Genomic DNA, 21,247 nt, shown 5'->3' on the forward strand with positions numbered 1-21,247 from the left:
CCGACAAACCGATAGTTTCACTGCTATCGCTGCGCCGTCAGTAGCCGTCACCCGTCGTCCACGGTACGGACATCGAAGCGAGCACCGTCGGCCGCATCGGTGGCCGAGACCGTCCAGCCGTGTGCGTCGGCGATTCTCCGGACGATCATCAGTCCCAGTCCGGTGCCTGACTCGCTGGTCGAGTAGCCGTGCTCGAAGATCCGCTCGCCCTCACCGTCGGGAATGCCGGGGCCGTCGTCGGCGACGAAGAAGCCCGTCTCGGTCGTGCCGACGGTGACGTGGACATCGTTGCCGGCGTGATCGATCGCGTTGCGAAAGAGGTTCTCGAACAGCCGCGTCAGCCTGTCGGGATCGCCCGCGACCGTCCCCGAAAGCTCGACGTCGATCGTCGCGTCCGCGCCGTCGACCGTCCGCCACGCCCGCTCGGCCGTGCTCGCGAGTTCGACGGGTTCCGGGTCGTCGATGACCCGTCCCTGACGGGCCAGTGTGAGCACGTCCTCGATGAGCGTGTCCATCCGGTCGAGAGCCCACAGCGCCGCGTCGTGATGCTCCGAGTGGTGATCGGCCTCGGCGAGTTCGAGCCGGCCGCGCGCGACGCCCATCGGGTTGCGGAGGTCGTGCGAGATGACGCTCGCGAACCCGTCCAACAGCTCGTTCTGGCGTTCGAGATCGCGCTCGCGGCGCTTCTGATCGGTGATGTCGGTGTAGATGGCGTAGCCGCCGTTGCGCCCGCCGGGTTCAAGCGGAGCGATGTGCACCAGGAAGTCGCGCACGCCGTCGGCCGTCAGCCGGCGGACGGTCGTCTGGCGGCTCTCGCCGTCGGCGAGCGCCGCGTCGATCGGCTCGATGGCCGGCTCGCGATCCGACGGAACGATGTAATCGCCGGCGTTCTCGTCCCTGATCTCCGCCGCGCTGTAGCCGAACACCGTCTCGAAGCGCTCGTTCACCCGTCTGGTGATCGGTTCGCCGTCGACCAGTTCGTAGCGCAGCGCCGCGTCGGGCACGTTCTCGAACAGCGCCGTGAGGCGATCGCGCTCGACGACGAGTTCGCGCTCGCGTTCGGCGCGTTCGAGCGCCGCCTCGGTGTTCGCCGCGAGCAGTTTCGCCAGCGAGACGTCGCGATCGTCGAACACGCCCGGTTCGGTCGCGCCGACGGTCAACACCCCGTGGTCGGCGAGCGGCAACAGCAGCTCGCTTCTGATCGGTGTGTTCGGGTTGTGAGCGCCGGAAGCACGGTCGACGCGGTCGTACTGCTGCATTGCGCCGGACTCGAAGACCGACCACGCGAGGCTCTCGTCGCCGGCGAAGGTCGGTAGCGCGTCGAACAGCTCCGTACCGGCCTCGGAGATCGCTACCGGCCGAAGTTCGCCCGCCTCGTGGAGCCAGATACCGTTCAGCTCCATGTCGAGCACGTCGGCAGCGGTTTCGACCGCGACGTCGGCGACCTCGCGCCGTGTGGTGGCCGTCATCATCTCCCGGCTGGCGTCGTGGAGCGCTTCGAGCAGTCGCTCGTGACGCTTGTGGGCCGTGATGTCCCGGACGACGCCGACGGTGCCCGCGAAGCCGGCGTCGCTCTCCAACACCGTGAGCTGGATCTCACACGGGATGAAGTCGCCGTCGGCGGTGCGGACGGTCGCATCGTAGGAATCGCTGACGGCGTTGGCACCGTCGGCGAGCAGCCGCTGGATCACCGACCGGCCGAGTGCAATGTCGTCCTCATCGAGCAGCATCGAGACGGGTTCGCCGAGGAGCTCTTCGCGAGCGTAGCCCGTCTCCGCGACGAGCGTGTCGTTGACCGTCTCGAATCGCCCGTCGGCGTCGAGCGTGTAGATCATGTCGCCGGCGGCGTCGAGCATCCGGCCGTACCGACGCAGTCGCTCCTCGCGTTCGAGACGGTCGAGCGCCGCCTCGGCATTCGCCGCGAGCACGCGCGCGAGTCTGACGGTGCTGTCGTCGAACGACTCGTCGGGCGAGGCGACGGTGATCGTGCCGTGGTCGCCGAGCGGGAGGTAGAGCCGATGGCGCAGCGGAATGCCGTCGTCGGGTGCGTTCGCCTCGCCGACGACGATCGCCTCGCCGGCACGGAACGCTCGCCACGGGAACCCCTCGCCGCGCGCGTAGCGCGGCCGCTCGCCGAGACGCTCACGCGTCGCAGCGGTCACGGAAACGGGATTGAGGCTGTCGCGCTCGTCGTCGTGCAGCCGTACCACGGCGATCGGAAAGCCGAGGATCTCCTCGATCGTCGTCGTGACGGCGTCGGCGATCCCGTCGGCATCCCTGGCGGCCACGAACCGCCGCGTCGCCTCGTGAAGCGCCCCGATTGCCCGCTCGCGGCGGCGCTGCTCGACGACGTTGCGCCCGACGCCGACGATGCCGTAGCCGTCGCCGAGGGGAACGCGCGCGCCGCTGAACTGGTGGGGGATCGTCTCGCCGGCGTTCGTCACGAGCGCCGACTCGACGACGGCGCTCTCGCCCGTTCGAAGGATTTCCTGCATGCGCTCGCCGATGCGGTCGTGATCCGCATCGGGGACGAACTCGGAATAGTCCGTTTCGGCGATCGTCGTGTCGTCGTAGCCGACGACGGACGCGAACTCCCCGTTCCAGCGAACCATCGTGCCGTCGGGATCGAGAACATAGGCCGGATCCGGCAGCACCTCGAAAAAGCCGTCGGTGATGGCGCGTTCCCGGTCGCGGTCGCGTTCGGTCCGCGTCGAGCGCTCCCTGAACACGCCATGGAGGAGCGTACGATCGTCCATCTCGACAGTGCGTGCTCTGAGATCGACGGGTATCGTCTCGCCGGCGGCGGTTTCGATCAATACCGCCGAGCCGTCGCCGAACCGGGCAGCGTCGATGCTCGACGACGCGGCATGCTGTTCGAACAGGTCGCGATAGCGCTCCCGCTGGTCGGCGGGATGGAGCACCGTCTGATCCATGCCGACGAGCTCCTCGCGCGGGCGACCGAACAGCGTCGCAGCGACGTCGTTCGTCTCGACGATCCGTCCCGTTCCTGCGTCGGCGATCACCACCGCGTCCGGCGTGGCGTCGATGAGCGAGCGATAGAGCCGTTCGGATTCGGCGAGCGCGCGCTCGGCACGGTAGCTCTCGACGGCATTGGTGATGCTGTTGGCGAGCAGTTCGTACCGTTCGCTGCCCGTCCCCTTCCGGAGGTAGTCGGTGACGCCGGCCGAGATGGCCTCGCTCGCGACCCCCTCGCCGCCCTCGCCGGTGAAGAGGATGAAGGGGAGGTTCGGATGGCGCTCGCGCACCCGTTCGAGCAGCGCGATCCCGTCCATTCCTGGCATGCGGTAGTCGCTGACGACACAGTCGACCCCCGCTTCCGCGAGCGCGTCGAGCGCCGCTTCGGCATCCGTCTCGGTCGTGACTGTCAGCCTGTCGTCGATCCGTTCGAGAGAGGTGCTGGCGAGGTCGGCGACCGCCGGTTCGTCGTCGACCATCAGCACCGACATCGCCTCTGACATCTTCGTTGTGCTCGAATGCCGCCGGAGCGAGAAAAACCTGTCTCGGATCACGCTCCAATGGTGGCGTCGTGTGGTTCGTCGAACCTTTAGCCCTCGCGGTCGTGCGGCCCGCATGGTCCTCGAAGAGTCCACGCGCGAACTCGAACGCGGCGACACGGCCCCCGATTTCGAACTGCCCGGTGCGGACGGCGAAACGCACACACTCGGCGACTTCGACGAATATCGGGCACTGCTCGTCGTCTTCACCTGTAACCACTGTCCCTACGCACAGGCGAAGATGGAGACGCTCAACGAACTCACCGCCCTCTACGACGACGTCGCCGTCGTCGGCATCAACCCGAACGACGCCGAGGAGTATCCCGACGACTCCTTCGAGCGAATGCAGGAGCTCGTCGCCGACGGCACCGTCGACTACGATGCCTACCTGCGCGACGAATCCCAGGACGTGGCACGGGCCTACGGCGCGGTCTGTACCCCCGATCCGTTCCTCTTTCGCAACGGCGATGCGGGCTTCGAACTCGCCTACCACGGTCGTTTCGACGACGCCCACGGCCCCGACCAGCGGCCGTCGGGCGAGGCAGGCTTCGAGATGGCCGGAGCGATCGAATCGGTGCTCGGGGGCGTCCCCGTCGACCAGCAGTTCCGCCCCTCGCGCGGCTGTTCGATAAAGTGGCGCTGAACTCTCTGGTTCGCTTCGCTTTCCATCATTTTGGAAACACGTGACGTGCTACCGTGGGGAAGAATCATTACCGAGCGGTCGTACTGTGAACGTATGCCAGGAGGCACCGACCAGACCCTGCGACCGTTCCTGTGGCGCGCCGAGCGCATGTATCCCGACGTCGAGATCGTCTCGCGCACCCATGACGGAATCGAACGCTACGACTACGCCGAATTCGGCGGGCGCGTCGCCCGATTGGCGAACGCCCTCGACGAGGCCGGAATCAGTGACGACGCACGCGTGGGGACCTTTTGTTGGAACCACCACCGCCACTTCGAGACGTACTTCGGCGTGCCCGACTCGGGCCGGCAGCTCCACACGATCAACCCGCTGTTGCCGGACGAACACATCCAGTTCATCGTCGAGAACGCGAGCGACGAGCTCCTGTTCGTCGATCCGTCTCTCCTGGAGAAGCTCGCCGGCGCGGCCGATCCCGATGCGTTCGCCTCGATCGAGCAGTTCGTCGTGATGGGCGAGACGGTACCGGAAACGGACCTCGACGCGACCGATTACGAGTCGTTCATCGCGGGTCGGAGCGACGAGTACGATTGGCCGACGCTCTCCGAGGATCGGCCGGCCGGGATGTGTTACACCTCGGGCACCACCGGCAAGCCGAAGGGCGTCGAGTACACTCAGCAGATGCTCTGGTCGCACACGATGGCGACGATCACGCCCCAAGGGTTGGGCCTCGACGACACCGACGTGGTGATGCCGGTCGTCCCGATGTTCCACGTCAACGCGTGGGGGATGCCCTTCACGGCGACCGCGGCGGGCGCGAAACACGTCTATCCTGGCCCATCGCCCGATCCCGCCGATCTCGCTCACCTCATCGAGGAGGAAGGCGTCACGATCACGGCGGGCGTCCCCACGGTGTGGCTGGGACTGCTCGAATACATGACCGACAACGAGCTCGGCTTGGCAAGATCGTTTGACTCAGTGGATTGTGGCTAAAATCCTCAGAAGTTTCGCATTCGGTTCATCATAACTGGATCTACGAANCTCGGCTTGGCAAGATCGTTTGACTCAGTGGATTGTGGCTAAAATCCTCAGAAGTTTCGCATTCGGTTCATCATAACTGGATCTACGAACTAACCATCAATAGAAACCACACCAATAATTCAATCGAGTATATACTTTGACGGCTGGAATAAACGAAATCGCAAGAGAAGACCACGAGAACTCACGTACCAGTTCATGCAGTTGCTCCCGTCGCTCCGCTCGTGGGAGCGACGGGGCAACCCTGTCGTTGATTTCGAGCAACGTCTCCACGAGGTANACCAGTTCATGCAGTTGCTCCCGTCGCTCCGCTCGTGGGAGCGACGGGGCAACCCTGTCGTTGATTTCGAGCAACGTCTCCACGAGGTACGCTTCTTTGGCATGATCGAGGCGGACGCTCAGTCCGCCTCGTTCGTCCCAGAACGCCACGTTCGCCCGTTCAGCGAACGTTACCAGCGTCCATGCGAGAAACACTAACTGGAGGTAGCGCTCGATCGCCTGTTTTCGCTCCAGTTGGTACTGCTTGAAGCCGAACTTCGCGTTCGATTCCTCGTGGACCGTCTCGATGTTCCACCTCTGCTCGATGAGTTCGAGGATCTCGGCCGCTGACCGGCCGAGATCCGTACTCAAGTAGTGCCGAATCGTGTCCTCGGTCTTGCTCGCGACGACCTTCACTGGACCGACGCCTTCGATTTCGACGACCTCGCTCGCAACGTCGTAGGTTTTCTCCTTCCCACGAACGGTGATCGTCGTCGATTCGTACTCCAGCGTCGACGCGAAGGCGTCGACGCGTTGGGTCCAGACAACACCTTGTGGTGAGACGTGTTTGTCGGATTTCAGCCGACAAACGACGTCATGACCTTGATTTTGGATCGTGGCCACTCTCTCGTCGCCGTAGTACGCAGAATCAAAAACGACGGTAAGAGCCGCTCCAGCCGGCAGCTGGAGCGGCGTGACGATCTCTTCGACGGCGATCTCGGTCTTTTTCTTGAACGGCTCGTCGAAATTCGGTGCGAGATCCTCTGGAACGTACATCCGCGCAAGGTACGGAACATAGACGTCGCCGATCTGGAGACAGGAAGTAACGATCTTGTTGCCTAGTTCGGTCTCGGCAGCGACGGGATTGTACAACCGGGCGACGCCATCGGTGGCGTCGCCGGTTTTGGGAGCGAACGTATCGTCGATGTGGAGGAGAACGTCGTCACCAGCACCGACCTGGAGCTGGTCGAAGACGTACTCAGCGTGGAACTGGGCGAGATCGGTGGCCGACCAGTTGGCACCACCGAAGAAGTAGTCGTAGGCTCTACGGGATTTCGCGTCCACGTCAGGACGCGAAATCCCTTCGGAGAGTCCACTCACGGTCCACTGCGTTTCACTGTGAATCAGCGCGCTTACGAGGTGTTTGAACGAATCGACGTTACGGCTGTCGGAGAATGCTGGCTCAAACGTCGAGAGAGCTTGTTCGAACCACGGCGGAAGACGAGTAACACCGAGCACAGGACGAAAACATCAGGACTACACCGACAACCGCCGTTCGGTCTCATGACTTACTGCTCGCTGACCAGTCAGCGAGCGTACCGTAGAGTTGCCAAGCCGAGNTCAGGACTACACCGACAACCGCCGTTCGGTCTCATGACTTACTGCTCGCTGACCAGTCAGCGAGCGTACCGTAGAGTTGCCAAGCCGAGCAACGAGGTCGATCTTTCCTCGCTCGAACAGGTCATCATCGGCGGGAGCGCCGCCCCCGAGTCCGTGGTTCGACGGTTCGACGAACTGGGCGTGGACGTGCTCCACGCGTGGGGGATGACCGAGATGAGCCCCATCGGCTCGGTCGCACGGCTCAAGAACGGGATGGACGAGTGGGACGACACCGATCGCTACGCCAAGCGCGCCAAACAGGGACTGATGGTGCCCGGACTGGAGTTCAAAGTCATCGACGAGGACGACGACGAGATCGACTGGGACGGCGAGGAGTTCGGTGAGCTCTGGGTCCGCGGGCCGTGGGTCACGACCGAATACTTCGAGCGACCCGAGGCGAACGCCGAGGACTTCGAGGACGGCTGGCTCAAGACCGGCGACGTGGTGAGCGTCGATCCCGACGGCTACATCGAGATCGTCGATCGAGCGAAGGACGTCATCAAATCCGGCGGCGAGTGGATCTCAAGTGTGGAACTCGAAAACGCGCTGATGGCCCACGACGACGTGAGCGAGGCGACAGTCGTGGGGGTGCCCCACGAGAAGTGGCAGGAGCGCCCCGTCGCCTTCGTCGTCGCCGGCGAGGAGCGCGATTCGCTCAAGGACGAGCTGATCGATCTCGTCGCCGAGGACTACCCGAAGTGGTGGGTGCCAGACGACGTGCTGTTCATCGACGAAGTGCCGAAGACCGCCACCGGGAAGTTCTCGAAGAAGGACCTTCGCGAGGAATATTCGGACGAGTCGTTGATCGCGGGCAAGGCACCGGAGGAGGCCGCGCCCGAGAGCGACTGACCGACAACTCTCCGTGACTCGTTGCCGGTTTACACGAGTTATTTGCGTCGCGCTCCCGACCGACGGACATGGAGCTACTGGACGAGTCGATCGTTCCCGAACACGCTCACGAGGTCAAGCAGGACGCTCGCGAGTTCGCCGACGAACACATCGCCCCGAACGCCGAGGAGTACTTCCGGACGGGCGAGTATCCCTGGGAGATCCTCGAAGCCGGACAGGAGGCGGGGCTGGTCGCTCAGGACATCAACGAGGAACTCGGCGGGTGCGACCTCGATCTGGAGCAGATGCTCGCCATCGGCGAGGAGTTCTACAGGGCTGACGCGGGCATCGCACTCACGCTCCAGCTGGCGAGTTTCGGCGCGGAGATCGTCGAGAAATACGGCAACGAGGATCAACACGAGGAGTATCTCCGGCCGGTCGCCGAGTGCGAGCAGATCACTGGATTAGCGGTCTCGGAACCCCAGACCGGCAGCGACCTCGCCGGGATGCAGACCACCGCCGAGAAGGACGGCGACGAGTGGGTGCTGAACGGCGAGAAATACTGGGTCGGCAACGCCGTCGAGGGCGACTGGCTCACCGTCTACGCCAAGAGCGGCGATTCCGACGACCGCTACTCGAACTACTCGATGTTCATCGTGCCGACGGACGCGCCGGGCTACGAGGCCGAGCATATCCCCGAGAAGATGGGCTTTCGCGCCTCCAAACAGGGTCACATCTTCTTCGAGGACTGCCGGATCCCCGAGGAGAACCTCATCGGCAACGAGGGTACCGGTTTCTACATGCTCGCCGAGTTCTTCAACCACGGTCGCGTCGTCGTCGGCGGTCACGGACTGGGGCTCGCCGCGGCGGCCATCGAGGAGGCATGGGAGTTCGTCCACGACCGCGACGCGTTCAACCGCGAGATCAGCGAGTTCCAGGCCGTCCAGCACGATCTCTCGGACATGCTCATCGAGTTCGAGAGCGCTCGCGCGCTCAACTGGCGCGCCGCCGAGAAGGTCGCCAACCAGAACAACGCGGGCTACTGGGCCGCTCTCGCCAAGGCGAACTCGACGGAAGCGGCCGTCGACTGTGCCGAGACCGGCATGCAGCTCCACGGCGGACGCTCGGTGCTGACCGAGAACCGCATCGCGCGTGTCTACCGCGACTGCCGGGTGCCCGTCATCTACGAGGGTGCGAACGCCGTCCAGCGCAACCTGATCTACAGCCAGCGCCAGTAGGTAACTACTCCCGGCTCAGAAGTCTTCACTAAGGATCACTTCTCGTTGTGGGAACATCGCTGCGAGACGTGCCGCCACCTCACCTGATTCGACGGTGAGATCGCCAGCCATCCTCGCGTGTTCGACCGAGAAATGACCGACGAACAGCTGTGAGAGCGTCGTGATCGCGATGCGTGCATCCGGTGATTCGTCGACCGGAGTGCAGGTCGCCTCTCCGTTCCGTACCGCGAGCGCGAACGTGTCGTCGTTCCACGCGGCGGTCGGGTCCTCGACCGAGAGAACGACGCGTCCCTCGGCAGCGGTGGGATAGTCGAGAGCAGCGAGCGCACGCTCGACGTCGACGATGCGGACCATCCCGTCGGGAACCAGTTCGCAGTCGATGGCACGGGGATCGTCGGCGAGATCGGCCAGCGGCCAGTCGGCTCGGCCACGGATGCGGACGCGCTCGACCTGTGAATCGTGGTAGAACAGGAATCGCAGGAGATCGAGGAATGCCGCGTTGTCGATCGCGTTGCACTCCTTGACCCGCATCGTGCGCCCGTCGTCGGCATCGACGTGGTAGACGACGTATCCTCGGAGGTCGCCATCGCGCTCGACGCCGTAGACGTAGGGGTCGTTCTCGCGACCGGTGAAGACCCGATCGCGCCACCACTCCTCGCTGCGGCGCATCCAGAGCGAGACGCCCTCGCCGGCGGCCGCGAGCACCGGGTCCATCGTTTCGAAATCGTCGGCGTCGAGTCGCCGAAACTCCCCGTCGCGTTCGGTTTCGGCCGCGAAGGCGAGCGCCTCCGGATCGCACTCGTAGATCGCGGTGGTGCCGGCCTGTGTCCAGCCGTACTGCCGGTAGAAGGCGTACTCGAACGGCCAGAGCGCCGAGAGATACTGACCGCGCTCGCGGTACTCGGCGAGCGATTCGCTGAGCAGCCGTGCGATCAGCCCTTGTCGGCGGTTCTCCGGTGGCGTGGCGACACCCGCGAGCCCCGCCAGCGGATGCTCGCCGCCGCGCACCGTGGTCGTGAACCAGTGATGAGTACCGGTACAGAGCAGTTCCCCGCCGTCGAAGAGACCGCGGCGCGCGCCGAGTGTCGCCCGTCGCGGAAGCTCGTCGACGCTCTCGACGGGCTCCGTCGGCTCGGCGAGGCTGAAGGCGTACTGCTGGATCGCCCGAAACTCGTCGATCCGGTCGTCGGACACCGGGCGGTAGGTGGGCATGGGATGCCTGCGATCCGGACGGTGAAATAGCCACTCGGTCAGACGAGGAAGACGCCAGCACCGCCGATCACTGCGAGCGACCCGAGCCCGACACAGACCAGCCAGAACGAGACGCGTTCGACCAGTCGCATCAGCGCGTCGATGGTCAGGTAGCCGACGACCGCGCTCGTCAGGAGCGCGACGCCAGCCATCGCGGGCGAGATCGCCGGGATCCCGTCGCTGAGCGTCGTGATCGCCCCCGCGCCGAGTGCCGCCGGGATCGAGAGCAAAAAGGAGAGTCGGAACGACGACGGACCGTCGTGACCCCGCAGGAGGAGCGCGCTCGCGGTCGTTCCCGACCGGGAGACGCCCGGCAGGATCGCCAATCCCTGGAGCCCGCCGACGAGTACCGCATCGATGAGGTCCGGCGTCCCGCGCCGTCCGCCACGGCCCTCGACCCCGCGCTGGACCAGACCCGTCACGATCAGCAGGGCACCGATGAGCGCGACGAACGCCCCGCCCGCGAGCTGGCTGACGACCTCTTCGAGCACCACGTACGCGGGCAGTCCGACGACACCGGTTGCGAGCGTGGCGACGACCAGAAAGGTGAGTTCGGAGCGATCGCGGTCGAACGCCCGATCGGGTCGCCAGTTTGGAATCTCGCCGAGCAGGGCCGCGACCTCGTCGCGGTAGTAGGCGAGCGCCGAGAGCGCGGTGCCGGCATGAAGAAAGAGCGACAGTTGGACGGCGACCGCCGGCGAGACGTTTTCGACCACCGTCAGATACAGCGTGATGTTCCCCTCGCTCGATATCGGCAGCCACTCGAAGATACCCTGCAGGATTCCGACGATGAGCGACAGCGCGACCGAGGGGTCCATGTTCGACCGGCCACGGGCCCCGGATAAAGGCGGTTCGATCGTCGCCGCGACATAACTCCGAAAACCGATAGATGTATGTGGGGATGCGACCTATATTGTCAGAGTACAGACGTGAGTGGACATCTCGCCGAGCGATTCGGGACGGCGGACAACGCCCTGGCGGTCGGCGAAAGCGAAGTGCGGACCTACGTGTGGACGGCACTACTGCTGACCACACTGATCGCCGTCTGCGTGCCCGTGGTCGCCGCGGCAAGCGGTCTCCCGACCCCGGTGCTCGTCGTCGTCGCCGGTCTCTGCTATCTCGCGGTCGTGTTCGCGAGCGGACATGCCCTCGCGGGGCTCGCGAGCGCCGCCATCGTCCTCACACTGTTTGACATCTCCACGACGCTCGTCGAGGGTCCCGGCATCGCGATGATCGACGTGATGGCCGCCGACGTCGTCACCGTCCCGCTGCTGTTCGTCCTCCTCTACGAGTTTCTCGACGACCGACCGTCGGTGGGGTTCAACGGGCGGTCGATCGCGACGTTCGGGCTGATCGCGTTCGTCGTCTGGGCGTTCGTCGCCGGCCTCGTCGCCAACGGGGGCTCGTCGGGGGCCGGTGTCATGTACGCCATCGAGCAGTTGCGCAATCTCGTCGTGTTCGCCGTCGCCGCGCTGATCGTCCACCGATCGGACATCCGCTGTGTCGTCTACCCGTTTCTCATCGCCGTCGCGGGCAACCTGCTGCTCTCGCTCGCACAGATCGTCAACGAGGGGATGCTCGGCTTCCCGTTTCTCGGCGAGCCGCCCGACCGCTATCTGCGCTCGTTCGTGCTCGGCTCGTTCGAGATCGCGACCGGCTTCTACGCGGGCGGGTTCGTCGGCCACGGCCGCGAACTGGTAATGGTGCTGTTGCTCGCGCTCCCACTCGCGGTCGCCGTCGCGATCCGGCGTGCGTGGCTCTCGCCGTTCGTCGCGGCCGCGGCCGTCGTTTCGGTGCTCTCGATCCGCGTCGCCGACACGGATGCCGGCTGGGCGACGCTCATCCTGCTCGGACTCGGTTTCGGCGCATGTCTCACTCTCTGGCTGCTCGTCACCGCGAAGCGACGCCATTCGATCGCCGTGACGGCGTCCGCCAGCGTTGTCGCGATCGCCGTCTGGGGGGTCATCGCCCGCGTGCTGTTGTTCGTCCTCCAATCGGGTGACGGCGACACGTCGATCTTCCGCACCGATACGCTCGCGATACGGATCGAGGAGTACGTCACGGCGATCCAGCTCGCGGTCAAATATCCGCTGTTCGGCATCGGCGGGAAGAACTTCTACGTGTTCTCGGAGCGCTATGGGCTGCCGGCGGATCTCGGCGTTCACAACACCATCCTGTCGAACCTCGCCGCGACGGGGTTCGTCGGCGGTGGCCTCTATCTCCTCGCCGCTCTCGCCGTGGCGTTCGTCGCTTTCCGGCTGATCGTGAGCACTGACGGCATCGAGCGCCTGCTGTGGATCGCCATGCTCTGTTCGATGGCCACCTTCCACGCCTACTCCTCGTGGATGGCGGCCTACCACTGGACGGTCGGCAACGCGGCGTTCTGGCTGCTCGCCGGCGCGACGATCGGCGCGGCGAGTCGCCGATACCGTGGCTGGCCGACGAACGCCGGGGTGGAAAAGGACGAACTGTCGACGACGGGTCGCGTCCAGGGCTGACCCCACCGAGCGGTTTTACCGATCCGCGGCGATACCGTTCGCATGCGCGATGCATACGTCGTCGGTGCGGCCCAGTCGCCGTTCGGCTCGTTCCCGGACGCGACCTACCGCTCGCTGTTCGAGACGGCCTTCGAGCGCGCGCTCGACAGCACCAGTGGGAGATTCGATCCCGACCGCATCGACGAAGCCTTCCTCGGAACGCTCGGCGTCGGCGGCCGTCAGATCGGTCTGAGCGCGCCGGCCGTCACCGAACACGTCGGTCTCCACACGACTCCGACGACGCGCGTCGAGAACGCCTGTGCGGCCGGCGGCTACGCGTTCCGGTCGGCGGTCACGGCCGTGCAGTCGGGCCGGGCCGATGTCGCTCTCGCGGGTGGCTACGAGGTGATGACCGACACGAGCGCCGATCAGACCCGGTGGTGGCTCGGCGTGAGCGGCGACACCGAGTACGAGCGCCTCAGCGGGACGACGTTCGCGGGAGTGTACGCCCAGATGGCGAACGCCTATTTCCACGAATACGACACGGACCCGGACGCACTTGCACGGGTCGCGGTCAAGAATCACGCCAACGGTGCCGAGAACCCGAACGCACATCTCGGGTTCGCCTGCTCGATGGACGACGCGACGAACGCGCCGCCGGTGGCCGAGCCCCTCAACCGCTATCACTGCTGTCCGATCTCCGACGGGGCGAGCGCCGTGCTGGTCGTTTCGGAGGACGTCGCCGAAGAGTTCGCACCCGTTCGCGTCGCGGGCGTCGGTGCGGCGAGCGGTCGTGTCGGTCTGTTTGAGCGAGACACTCTCACCTCGATCCCGGCGAGTGCAGCTGCCGCCGAGCGTGCCTACGAGCGCGCCGGCATCGGCCCAGGAGACGTCGATGTCGCCGAGGTCCACGACTGCTTCGCCATCGCCGAACTGCTAGCTTACGAGGACCTCGGCTTTTGCGAGCGCGGCGAGGCAGGGATACTCCTCGACGACGGACGGACCGATCCCGACGGCGAACTGCCCGTCAACACATCCGGCGGTCTGAAATCGAAGGGTCATCCGATCGGCGCGACCGGTACCGGACAGCTCGTCGAGCTGTTCGAGCAGCTGCAGGGCACCGCGCACGTCCAGGTCGATTCGCCCGAGATCGGCCTTGCCCACAACGTCGGCGGAAGCGGCGGCGGAGCCACGGTGACGGTTCTCGAACGCACGGACGTGGGAGGAGCGCGATGAGGGGAATCGACGCCGCCGCGGTCTCCCTCCCGCAATATCGACTCGCCGGTGAGGCGGTCGAAGAGGCATGGGGCCGAAGCCCGCACCGAGAGATGGTGGTGCCCGGAGCCGATGAGGACGCGTTCACCATGGCTATCGCGGCGGCCGAGCAACTGTTCGAGACGAGTGCCGAGCGCGAGGCGATCGAACACGTCGCCCTCGCGAGCACGACACCACTGCTCGACGAAGGGCTGTTCGCGCCGCGACTCGGCCGCGCGCTCGGGCTGGGACGGAACGTGGAAACGAGCGAGCACACGGGAAGCACGCTCGCCGGTGCCGAGGCACTCTCACGGGCGATCGACGCCGACGGATCGGCGCTCGTGGTCATATCGGACTGCCCCGCCGGCGATCCGGCCGACGGCTGGGGTGCCGGCGCGGTCGCATTTCTCGTCGCCGACGACGCCGCTGTCGGGGTCCCCGAACGGGCATGGCACACCGACGAGTATCCGGGGCTCCGCTATCGCGAGCGTGGTTCGGAGGAGGTGAAGTCGATCGGCGTCACGACGTACGAGCGGGACGCGATCCGCGAATGCGTGGCCGGAGCTGCCGCAGGGATCGACGACATCGAGCGCGTTGCGCACGCCGCGCTCCACCAGCCCGACGCGCGGATGCCGAGCCGTATCGCGGGCGACCTCCCGATCGACGACGAGGCGATCGAGCGCGGCACCGTCGTCGATCGGGTGGGCGATGCCGGCGCGGCCACCGTCTTCCTGGGGCTGGCTCGCGCGCTCGGGGGTGCCGACGCGAACGACCGGACGCTCGTGGGCGCGTTCGGCAGCGGCGGCGCGGGAGCGGCGTTCGTCCTCGATGGCGGCCTCGACACCGCGGGGCTCGCTGATGGAGAGATTCCCAGTGGCGAGCGGATTTCGTACACGAACGCCCTCCGCAAGCGCGGCGTGCTCGACGAGGAAGAGGTTGCTGGCGGCGGCGCACGCGTCAGCCTCCCGACGTGGCGCGAGAGTCTCGGCCAGCGCTACCGACTCCGCGCCGGGCGCTGTCCCGACTGCGAGACGGTGGCGTTCCCGCCAGAGGGTGCCTGTCCGAACTGCGGCTCACGGGCGGCGTTCGAGCCGTACGACCTGCCGAACGTCGGCATCGTGAAGGCGCGAACGGTCGTTGGTCAGGGTGGCGCGCCACCGGAATTCGCCGCCCAGCAGCGCCGTGACGGAGCTTACGGGGTCGTCGTGGTCGGTTTTGAGGAGATCGATGCGACGCTGCCGGCACAGCTCACTGACTGCGATCCCGAATCGGTGGCGATCGGCGACAAGCTCCGGGCGGTCGTCCGTCGGATCTACGAACAGGAGGGGATCGCGCGCTACGGCGTGAAGTTCGTCCCGACCGAATAGTCGCGGCGGCGTCGGGAGTGCGGTCGGAACGAAAGCGAGGATGTGATCGAAGGAGGCAAATTGCGGGATATCAGCAGTGGGTTTCATATACCACACCGTCGATGATTGGGTATGCCATACAGTTACGAACCACACTACTTCGAGGATCTCGACGTGGGTCAGCGCTTCGAGAGCGCCGGGCGCACGGTCACGGAGACGGATTTCGCCCTCCACTCGATGTTCACCGGCGACTGGACCGAACTCCACACCAATAAGGAGTATTCCGAAGACGGACCGTTCGGCGAACGCATCGCCCAAGGACCGATGACGTTCATCCTCTCCACAGGGCTGTTCCAGCGCACGGGGATCGTTGAGCGGACCGTGGTGGCGTTCCTCGGGATGAACTACATGGACCTCCCCAATGCGATAGGGATCGGGGAGACGATCAGCTGCGAGTTCGAGATCGGTGAGAAACGTGACCTGGAGAGCCGTGACGACGCCGGCCTCGTCGTCGTCGATGTCGTGACCACCAACCACGAGGGAGAGGTAAAGTTGGAGGGAGATATGAAATTCCTGTTCAAGAACAAAGAGTGAGCGTCAGCACCCATTGGAATCGGGGCCAGTCACTCGCAGACGAACCGTCCGCGAGAGTATCGCTGTTTCTTGCGGAATGAATCCTGATTTTTCTGCATTCTCGATGCAGAAAGAGGAACCTTCATGTACTGTATGAACGGATCAGTGCTATGCAACGACGCCGAGTCCTGACTGGTCTCATAGCAGGTGCCTCGCTCCTCGCCGGCTGCAGTAGTACCGATGGTAGCGGCGGCAACGCCACCCAGTCCGCAAACGGTTCCGACACGACGGCGGACAACGAGTCGACTGCGACGACGGTCGCGACCACGATGACCGAAACCGCACGGGAGACCGCCACCCGGACGCGCACTCGAACGCAAACCCGGACTGCTACTGCCACTCCCACCCCGACCGAGACGGCGACAGCCCGGCCCACGTCAGCAACCACGGCTGCCGAAACGGCAGCGATGGCCACGACCATGCAGTCGATGCAGATGGACCTCTCGGATCGCGAAACCTACAGCAGTGACTCCTACCCGTACACGATCGAATATCCGACCGAGTGGCGAGTCGACGAAACCGATCCCACGGAGGTTTCCTTCACGAGTCCGGCCACACCCGGCGATCTCACCATCTACATCAGCGAGGATGCGCCGTCGTCGGTGACGCTCGAACAGGCGACGGACCAGTTCCTGAGCGGCTATCAGCAGTCCGCCGGGGAAAGCGATCTGGAGCACGAAACGCTCGACCGGCGAGAGGTCACGCTCCCGAACGAGTACGATGCCATCTATCTCGATCTGCGACTCAGTTCGGCCGACGTCGCCATGCGCATTCGACAGAACGCGGTTCTCACGCTCGTCGGTGATACCCTCTATACCGCCGCGATCACCCTCCCGGAGCCGGCGTACTCCTCGTCGGTCGACCAGCAGACGGAGGAGATGCTGCTGTCGCTGACGGTCAGTGAGGAAGCGTCCGTCTCGGTGTGACCACCTTGTTCGGCATCGCATGACCCGATTGCCGGGATCGAGACTGTCGACGACACGGAGCAGACACCGAGATCGGTGATGGTTCCGCAGGCCATTGCTCCGATCGTCCACCGCCACACAGCTATTTATCCGGCGGCTACGAGACACGTGAACATGGCCAATATCGACCTGCTCGACGAGCCACGCGCCATCGACACCCACGCCCACCAGCCGACCGCGGAGTTCCTCCACGACGCCGGCGGCGAGATGATGCGCGACGCGGCCGGCAAATTCGGCACCGAACTCGAAACGTGGGGCTACGAGGAGATGCGCGAGGAGTATCACCAAGCGGGCATCCGCCACGCCGTTCTCCTGGGATGGGATGCCGAAACGAACACGGGCAACCCACCCGTGGAGAACGACTACGTCGCCGAAGTCCGTGACGACTACCCCGATTTCTTCACCGGGTTCGCGAGCGTCGATCCGCTCAAGGACGACTGCGTCGCGGAGGCCGAGCGCGCGATCGAGGAGCTCGATCTTTCGGGGTTCAAGTTTCAGCAGATCGCCCAGGGGTTCGATCCGAGCGCGCCGGAGCACGACGAGCTCTGGGCGATGATCGAAGATCTCGGCGTTCCGGTCGTCTTCCACGGCGGCAACTCGACGCTCGGGGCCGGCGCGCCGGGCGGGCGCGGGCTGCGGGTCCGCCACGGCAACCCGCTGCTCGTCGACGACGTGGCCGCGCGCTTTCCGGACATGCAGATCCTACTCGCCCATCCGGCTTTCCCCTGGGAGAAAGAACAGCTCGCCATCTGCCAGCAGAAGGGCAACGTCTACATGGATCTCTCGGGTTGGCTCCCCAAGTACATCGACGAGCAGGTGCTCCAGTACGCCGGCTCGCTGCTCCGCGACAAGGTGATGTTCGGCACCGACTACCCGATGATCCGCCCCGAGGCGTGGCTCGAATCGTTCGCCGAGCACACCGACTTCTCCGAGGAAACACAGCGCAAGCTCCTCTGGGAGAACGCCGAGGACTTTCTCGGACTCTGACGACGGGAAACGAAACCGTCGCTTGCAGGCAGTACGCCGAACTGCGCGTGGGCGACGAGCCCACATGGACGACGAGCAGTTCTTCGCCGACGTGGAATCGCGCGCCAACCTCGATTCACGCGAGCAGACGGTCGCGGTAGCCGAATCGGTGTTCGACGTGCTCGGCGAGCGACTCGACACGACAGACGCGCTTGCGGACGAGCTCACGGGGAACCTCGCGGCGGCACTCGACGGTGCCGGCCAGGAAGCTGCCGGGTTCACGCCCGAGGAGTTCGTCGACTGGGTGCGCGAGGCCGTACGCGAGAAAACGACCGACGTCGACGTCGACCGAGCACGGCTCCACACCCAGGCCGTCTTCGAGAGCCTCGCGCAGTCGGTCGACGGCACGACCTGGAACGACGTTCGGGGCCAGCTCCCCGACGAGTACGAGCGCCTCTATCGGGCGGGCTAGTTCACTCGTCCGAGCGCGTGCCCATCAGGATCGTGTCCTCGGCCAGCACCCGCTGAGCGCGGCGCAGCCGCTCGGAAAGTGCCTGATGGGAGATGCCGAGTTCGTCGGCGAGCGTGGTGACATCGGTTTCGCGCGGCACCGAGAAGTAGCCCTGCTCGGTCGCCAGCCGGAGCGCCTCGTACTGTTTTTTCGTGAGGCCGTGCCGGCCGACCGGGTTGCCGTCCATCTCGCGGATGGTCTCGACCTCGAAGGTGAGGCCGTTCTCGTCACAGAACTCGTAGGTCTCGGACAGCGATTCACGGGTCGGATAGAGAACGCGGAGATACCACCAGCCGTCGGCTCCGTAGGCGTCGAGGATCGTCGCCTCCACGCCGGTAAGCATCTGGAGAACGAGCTGGATGTCGCCGATCCACTCCATCCGATAGAGCGATTCGGTGTCGAGATCGCTCAGCAGCGTCGGATCGTCGACGCTCGGATCGTCGGCGAGCGCCGCCTCGTAGCTCTCGGTGTGAGCACCGCGGAGCCAGACCAGCGGCATGACGACGTCGTCACCGGTCTCGACGATGCGCTCGATCTCACACTCGATGTCGGGTTCTGCTGTGAGTGTCTCGTAGAGCGCGAACTCGCCGGCCGGTACGCGTCCCTTGACGACTGTCGCCATCGATACACGGGTTACCGGGAGCAAACGGATAAATAAGCGGGATCGGGCGTCGTGCGGCGGAGCGGTCGGAACGCATCCCCGCGGACTCGCATCCCAGGACCGAGCACGATCCCGAACGCGACCTACGACCGGAGAGGGCGTTCGCGGGTTACTGGTCGTCGGTCGTTGCCGTGCCGTCGCCGGTATCGTTCTCGCTGGTGCCGCTCAGAAACCGTCGCTTGATGAACCGGATCCCGAGGATCGCGCCACCGCCAGCGGCCAGCGCCCCGGGGACGCCGTATCGTTTGTAGCCCTTTTTCGCCGCTTTCATCGCTGCCGTGCTGCCGAGCATGGTGTCCGTGTCGGTGGCCGACGGAAAAGCGCGCTGCCTGCATCGGTCGGGCTACAGATTCAAGGCGTCACACCTCGAACCCGGGACAATGCCCCAGCCTCGTCGCCGATTTCTCGCTACACTCCCGCTCGCCGCCGGTCTCGGCCTCGGCGGCTGTCTCACGCTCGATCCGACGGTAGATGCCGACACCGCGGGATCGGCCGTTTTCGAGGAGATAGCGACCGACGAGCCGTGGGCGAGCGGTCGCGTCCGGGCCTCGATCACGCTCGCCGCGAACGCGACCAGCGAGCAGGACGTCACCGATCTGACGGTGACGACCGAGAGCGGCAAGAGCTTCGACTCGACGACCGTCAGCAGCGGCCAGAGCCGCGGGCTCACCCTCTATCTCCCGGCGGGCGAGAACGCGACCATCACCGCCACCGATTCGATCAACGGTACGACGATCGAGAGTCAGAGCGTCAAAGCCGGTGGCGACGAACTGTTCTGACTAGCGCTGGGAGCCGCGCAGAATGAGCGGGCCGATGGCGAGCGTGCGTTTCGCGATCGTCGCGACGCGGGCGATGTAGGCGATGAGCAGGAGGAAGGGGAGCGTCGTGACGGTGAACCCGCCGGCGACGAGCCAGAGGATATCCGGGATTCCGACCGTCGCACCCGTCAGCGTGCTCCCGTCGACGAACGCGAGCATCGCGGCGGCGACGACCAGCGCCGGCACCGCGACGTAGAGGATGAGCTGGGAGAGATCGATCAGCGCCCACTCGAAGTAGAGCGTCTTGATGTGCTCGCGCGCCGGACCGAACATCGACAGCGACGTGCGGAGTTCGTCGAGAATCGCGTGATCCTCGTCGGTCAGACTTTCCTCGTGATCGTCGGCGATGCGCTCGACCTGGAACAGTTTCCAGCCGTAGTTGAAGTTCAGCGCGGCGAAGAGCACGTCGAACTCGCCGAACGTCGCCCCGTCGAGCTCCTCGTCGACCTCCTCGGCGTTGCCGACGATGGACTCGGTGAACTCGTCGACCTCCGCGCGGAGCTGGTCGTCGTCGTTGTCGGCGATGGCGCTGCGCAGGGCTTCGGCACGCCGCCGTGCCGCGTCGATGACGACGCGCAGGAACATCGAGGGGTCGGCCGGCATCGGCTGGCCGATGAGGTCGCGGGTGTACGACCGGAAGTCCATCGTGTCGCTCATGCGGGCGTGTTGTTCGCCGAGCGGGCCGTTCTCTTGAGAGATGACGAGCTGTGAGATGGTGAGCACGAGCGTCGTCGCGGTGACGATGGCTCCGATCATCGTCGAGAACATCGTTTCGATCGTGTCGGCGCTCCGGAGGCTCGCCTCGAACGGCGGGTAGACGAACACCCCGAGGGCGACGAACGCGGCGAAGACGAACAGCGCGAGCAGCCCGGTGATGAGCAGGCGGTTCGCGCCGAGCATCACCCAGAGCTTGATGCGACTCTCGTTCGCGCGCTCGCGCATCGTGTTCGCGGTGCTGATATCGACGTCGGGATCGATTGCCGCACCCATCTCGCTCTCGGTCTCCGGATCGACCCCGACGTCCGTGCGCGCATCGGGGTCGGCGCTCATTCCGATGCCTCGTCGACGGGTCGCTTGAACAGCAGGAACTTCGTCCCGCCGCCGGCGTACTCGACGCTCGTGACGAGCTCCCAGCCCGCAGCGCCGAGTTCGTTCAACTCCGCCTTCGGATCGCTCGTCTCCTTCTGTGTCGGCCCGCGCGGCGGGCGCAACGTCTCGTACTCCCACTCGATCATTGGTCGATAGTCACACGTACCCCGTCGCCACTCGAATGCTAAATGGCTATGCTTTCGACAGTTCCGTCCCGACGAGTGACATGCTCGATGCTGGCAGCGTCGCAATGGCTATACATTTTCATGTAGTACGTCATCATATGACAATACGCGAGGCCGCGATCGACGATGCCGAGGCGATCACGGCGATCGCACGGGAGTCGTGGAGCCACGACTACCCCGAAATCCTGAGCCGC

18 protein-coding genes and 2 pseudogenes are annotated in these 21,247 nt (G+C 65.3%); 12 read left to right on the forward strand and 8 right to left on the reverse strand.

The genetic code is table 11. The features are described 5' to 3' along the window. Nucleotides 1–47 precede the first annotated feature (47 nt). Nucleotides 48–3,479, reverse strand: coding sequence for a PAS domain S-box protein (locus tag C448_RS04715; RefSeq protein WP_049916045.1), 3,432 nt, complete (start codon nt 3,477–3,479; stop codon nt 48–50). A gap of 112 nt (nt 3,480–3,591) precedes the next feature. On the opposite strand from C448_RS04715, the gene C448_RS04720 reads away from it, so the two are divergent. Together C448_RS04720 and C448_RS04725 are read left to right on the forward strand one after the other, a co-directional pair. Then, complete coding sequence (locus tag C448_RS04720) at nt 3,592–4,158, forward strand: thioredoxin family protein (RefSeq protein ID WP_004052169.1); 567 nt, start codon at nt 3,592–3,594, stop codon at nt 4,156–4,158. Nucleotides 4,159–4,251: 93 nt separating this feature from the next. Then, nucleotides 4,252–5,118 (forward strand): annotated as a pseudogene (locus C448_RS04725) (AMP-binding protein); the annotation flags it as partial. Nucleotides 5,119–5,292: 174 nt separating this feature from the next. Here the strand turns inward: C448_RS04725 and C448_RS04730 are convergent. After that, the gene (locus tag C448_RS04730) at nt 5,293–6,690 is read right to left on the reverse strand and encodes an IS701 family transposase (RefSeq protein WP_049916046.1); all 1,398 of its coding nucleotides are present in this window, start codon (nt 6,688–6,690) and stop codon (nt 5,293–5,295) included. 129 nt (nt 6,691–6,819) lie between these two features. Between C448_RS04730 and C448_RS04735 the strand changes: the two are divergent. Next, nucleotides 6,820–7,680, forward strand: a pseudogene (locus C448_RS04735) (AMP-binding enzyme); the annotation flags it as partial. A gap of 68 nt (nt 7,681–7,748) precedes the next feature. Next, nucleotides 7,749–8,897 (forward strand): acyl-CoA dehydrogenase family protein, encoded by a 1,149-nt coding sequence (locus C448_RS04740; RefSeq protein ID WP_004052173.1) that lies wholly within the window; start codon nt 7,749–7,751, stop codon nt 8,895–8,897. Between the two features lie 15 nt (nt 8,898–8,912). On the opposite strand, the gene C448_RS04745 is transcribed toward C448_RS04740, so the two are convergent. Both C448_RS04745 and C448_RS04750 read right to left on the reverse strand, forming a co-directional pair. Continuing rightward, on the reverse strand, nt 8,913–10,109 hold the full coding sequence (locus C448_RS04745) for a GNAT family N-acetyltransferase (protein WP_004052174.1): 1,197 nt from the start codon (nt 10,107–10,109) through the stop codon (nt 8,913–8,915). A gap of 38 nt (nt 10,110–10,147) precedes the next feature. Further along, nucleotides 10,148–10,966 (reverse strand): undecaprenyl-diphosphate phosphatase, encoded by an 819-nt coding sequence (locus tag C448_RS04750; RefSeq protein WP_004052175.1) that lies wholly within the window; start codon nt 10,964–10,966, stop codon nt 10,148–10,150. 111 nt (nt 10,967–11,077) lie between these two features. Here C448_RS04750 and C448_RS04755 point away from each other — a divergent pair, with 111 nt between their 5' ends. The 7 genes from C448_RS04755 to C448_RS04785 all read left to right on the forward strand — a co-directional run bounded on the left by C448_RS04755 (nt 11,078) and on the right by C448_RS04785 (nt 18,261). Then, entirely contained in the window at nt 11,078–12,646 is a 1,569-nt protein-coding gene (locus tag C448_RS04755; protein ID WP_004052176.1) for an O-antigen ligase family protein, read from the forward strand. A 42-nt stretch (nt 12,647–12,688) separates the two neighbouring features. Then, nucleotides 12,689–13,861 (forward strand): thiolase C-terminal domain-containing protein, encoded by a 1,173-nt coding sequence (locus C448_RS04760; RefSeq protein WP_004052177.1) that lies wholly within the window; start codon nt 12,689–12,691, stop codon nt 13,859–13,861. After that, on the forward strand, nt 13,858–15,246 hold the full coding sequence (locus C448_RS04765; RefSeq protein WP_049916048.1) for a zinc ribbon domain-containing protein: 1,389 nt from the start codon (nt 13,858–13,860) through the stop codon (nt 15,244–15,246). The genes C448_RS04760 and C448_RS04765 overlap by 4 nt, the downstream gene beginning before the upstream one ends. Before the next feature lie 111 nt (nt 15,247–15,357). Continuing rightward, the gene (locus tag C448_RS04770; protein WP_004052179.1) at nt 15,358–15,819 is read left to right on the forward strand and encodes a MaoC/PaaZ C-terminal domain-containing protein; all 462 of its coding nucleotides are present in this window, start codon (nt 15,358–15,360) and stop codon (nt 15,817–15,819) included. A 149-nt stretch (nt 15,820–15,968) separates the two neighbouring features. Further along, nucleotides 15,969–16,784, forward strand: a complete 816-nt coding sequence (locus C448_RS04775) for a hypothetical protein (RefSeq protein ID WP_004052180.1) — start codon at nt 15,969–15,971, stop codon at nt 16,782–16,784. A 153-nt stretch (nt 16,785–16,937) separates the two neighbouring features. Further along, the gene (locus tag C448_RS04780) at nt 16,938–17,810 is read left to right on the forward strand and encodes an amidohydrolase family protein (RefSeq protein WP_004052181.1); all 873 of its coding nucleotides are present in this window, start codon (nt 16,938–16,940) and stop codon (nt 17,808–17,810) included. Between the two features lie 64 nt (nt 17,811–17,874). After that, nucleotides 17,875–18,261, forward strand: a complete 387-nt coding sequence (locus tag C448_RS04785; protein WP_004052182.1) for a DUF2267 domain-containing protein — start codon at nt 17,875–17,877, stop codon at nt 18,259–18,261. Between the two features lies 1 nt (nt 18,262). On the opposite strand, the gene C448_RS04790 is transcribed toward C448_RS04785, so the two are convergent. Both C448_RS04790 and C448_RS04795 read right to left on the reverse strand, forming a co-directional pair. Continuing rightward, entirely contained in the window at nt 18,263–18,922 is a 660-nt protein-coding gene (locus C448_RS04790; protein ID WP_004052183.1) for a helix-turn-helix domain-containing protein, read from the reverse strand. Nucleotides 18,923–19,070: 148 nt separating this feature from the next. After that, on the reverse strand, nt 19,071–19,253 hold the full coding sequence (locus tag C448_RS04795; protein ID WP_004052184.1) for a hypothetical protein: 183 nt from the start codon (nt 19,251–19,253) through the stop codon (nt 19,071–19,073). A gap of 88 nt (nt 19,254–19,341) precedes the next feature. Between C448_RS04795 and C448_RS04800 the strand changes: the two genes are divergently transcribed. Further along, nucleotides 19,342–19,740 carry a hypothetical protein gene (locus tag C448_RS04800; RefSeq protein WP_004052185.1) on the forward strand — a complete coding sequence of 133 codons (399 nt, stop codon included), beginning with the start codon at nt 19,342–19,344 and terminating at the stop codon, nt 19,738–19,740. Here the strand turns inward: C448_RS04800 and C448_RS04805 are convergent, their stop codons facing one another. Both C448_RS04805 and C448_RS04810 read right to left on the reverse strand, forming a co-directional pair. After that, entirely contained in the window at nt 19,741–20,829 is a 1,089-nt protein-coding gene (locus C448_RS04805) for a hypothetical protein (protein WP_004052186.1), read from the reverse strand. It abuts the gene before it with no gap. Then, nucleotides 20,826–21,014, reverse strand: a complete 189-nt coding sequence (locus tag C448_RS04810) for a DUF4177 domain-containing protein (RefSeq protein ID WP_004052187.1) — start codon at nt 21,012–21,014, stop codon at nt 20,826–20,828. Before C448_RS04810 ends, C448_RS04805 begins: the two co-directional genes overlap by 4 nt. Nucleotides 21,015–21,247: the final 233 nt, after the last annotated feature.

This window comes from Halococcus morrhuae DSM 1307, assembly GCF_000336695.1.
GTDB classification, from domain to species: Archaea; Halobacteriota; Halobacteria; order Halobacteriales; family Halococcaceae; genus Halococcus; species Halococcus morrhuae.

What these genes read in the sequence shown, in the direction of transcription:
- C448_RS04715 (WP_049916045.1), bottom strand. Translation starts at nt 3,479, where the DNA reads ATGTCAGAGGCGATGTCGGTGCTGATGGTCGACGACGAACCGGCGGTC.
- C448_RS04720 (WP_004052169.1), top strand. Translation starts at nt 3,592, where the DNA reads ATGGTCCTCGAAGAGTCCACGCGCGAACTCGAACGCGGCGACACGGCC.
- C448_RS04740 (WP_004052173.1), top strand. Translation starts at nt 7,749, where the DNA reads ATGGAGCTACTGGACGAGTCGATCGTTCCCGAACACGCTCACGAGGTC.
- C448_RS04745 (WP_004052174.1), bottom strand. Translation starts at nt 10,109, where the DNA reads ATGCCCACCTACCGCCCGGTGTCCGACGACCGGATCGACGAGTTTCGG.
- C448_RS04750 (WP_004052175.1), bottom strand. Translation starts at nt 10,966, where the DNA reads ATGGACCCCTCGGTCGCGCTGTCGCTCATCGTCGGAATCCTGCAGGGT.
- C448_RS04760 (WP_004052177.1), top strand. Translation starts at nt 12,689, where the DNA reads ATGCGCGATGCATACGTCGTCGGTGCGGCCCAGTCGCCGTTCGGCTCG.
- C448_RS04765 (WP_049916048.1), top strand. Translation starts at nt 13,858, where the DNA reads ATGAGGGGAATCGACGCCGCCGCGGTCTCCCTCCCGCAATATCGACTC.
- C448_RS04770 (WP_004052179.1), top strand. Translation starts at nt 15,358, where the DNA reads ATGCCATACAGTTACGAACCACACTACTTCGAGGATCTCGACGTGGGT.
- C448_RS04775 (WP_004052180.1), top strand. Translation starts at nt 15,969, where the DNA reads ATGCAACGACGCCGAGTCCTGACTGGTCTCATAGCAGGTGCCTCGCTC.
- C448_RS04780 (WP_004052181.1), top strand. Translation starts at nt 16,938, where the DNA reads ATGGCCAATATCGACCTGCTCGACGAGCCACGCGCCATCGACACCCAC.
- C448_RS04785 (WP_004052182.1), top strand. Translation starts at nt 17,875, where the DNA reads ATGGACGACGAGCAGTTCTTCGCCGACGTGGAATCGCGCGCCAACCTC.
- C448_RS04790 (WP_004052183.1), bottom strand. Translation starts at nt 18,922, where the DNA reads ATGGCGACAGTCGTCAAGGGACGCGTACCGGCCGGCGAGTTCGCGCTC.
- C448_RS04795 (WP_004052184.1), bottom strand. Translation starts at nt 19,253, where the DNA reads ATGCTCGGCAGCACGGCAGCGATGAAAGCGGCGAAAAAGGGCTACAAA.
- C448_RS04800 (WP_004052185.1), top strand. Translation starts at nt 19,342, where the DNA reads ATGCCCCAGCCTCGTCGCCGATTTCTCGCTACACTCCCGCTCGCCGCC.
- C448_RS04805 (WP_004052186.1), bottom strand. Translation starts at nt 20,829, where the DNA reads ATGAGCGCCGACCCCGATGCGCGCACGGACGTCGGGGTCGATCCGGAG.
- C448_RS04810 (WP_004052187.1), bottom strand. Translation starts at nt 21,014, where the DNA reads ATGATCGAGTGGGAGTACGAGACGTTGCGCCCGCCGCGCGGGCCGACA.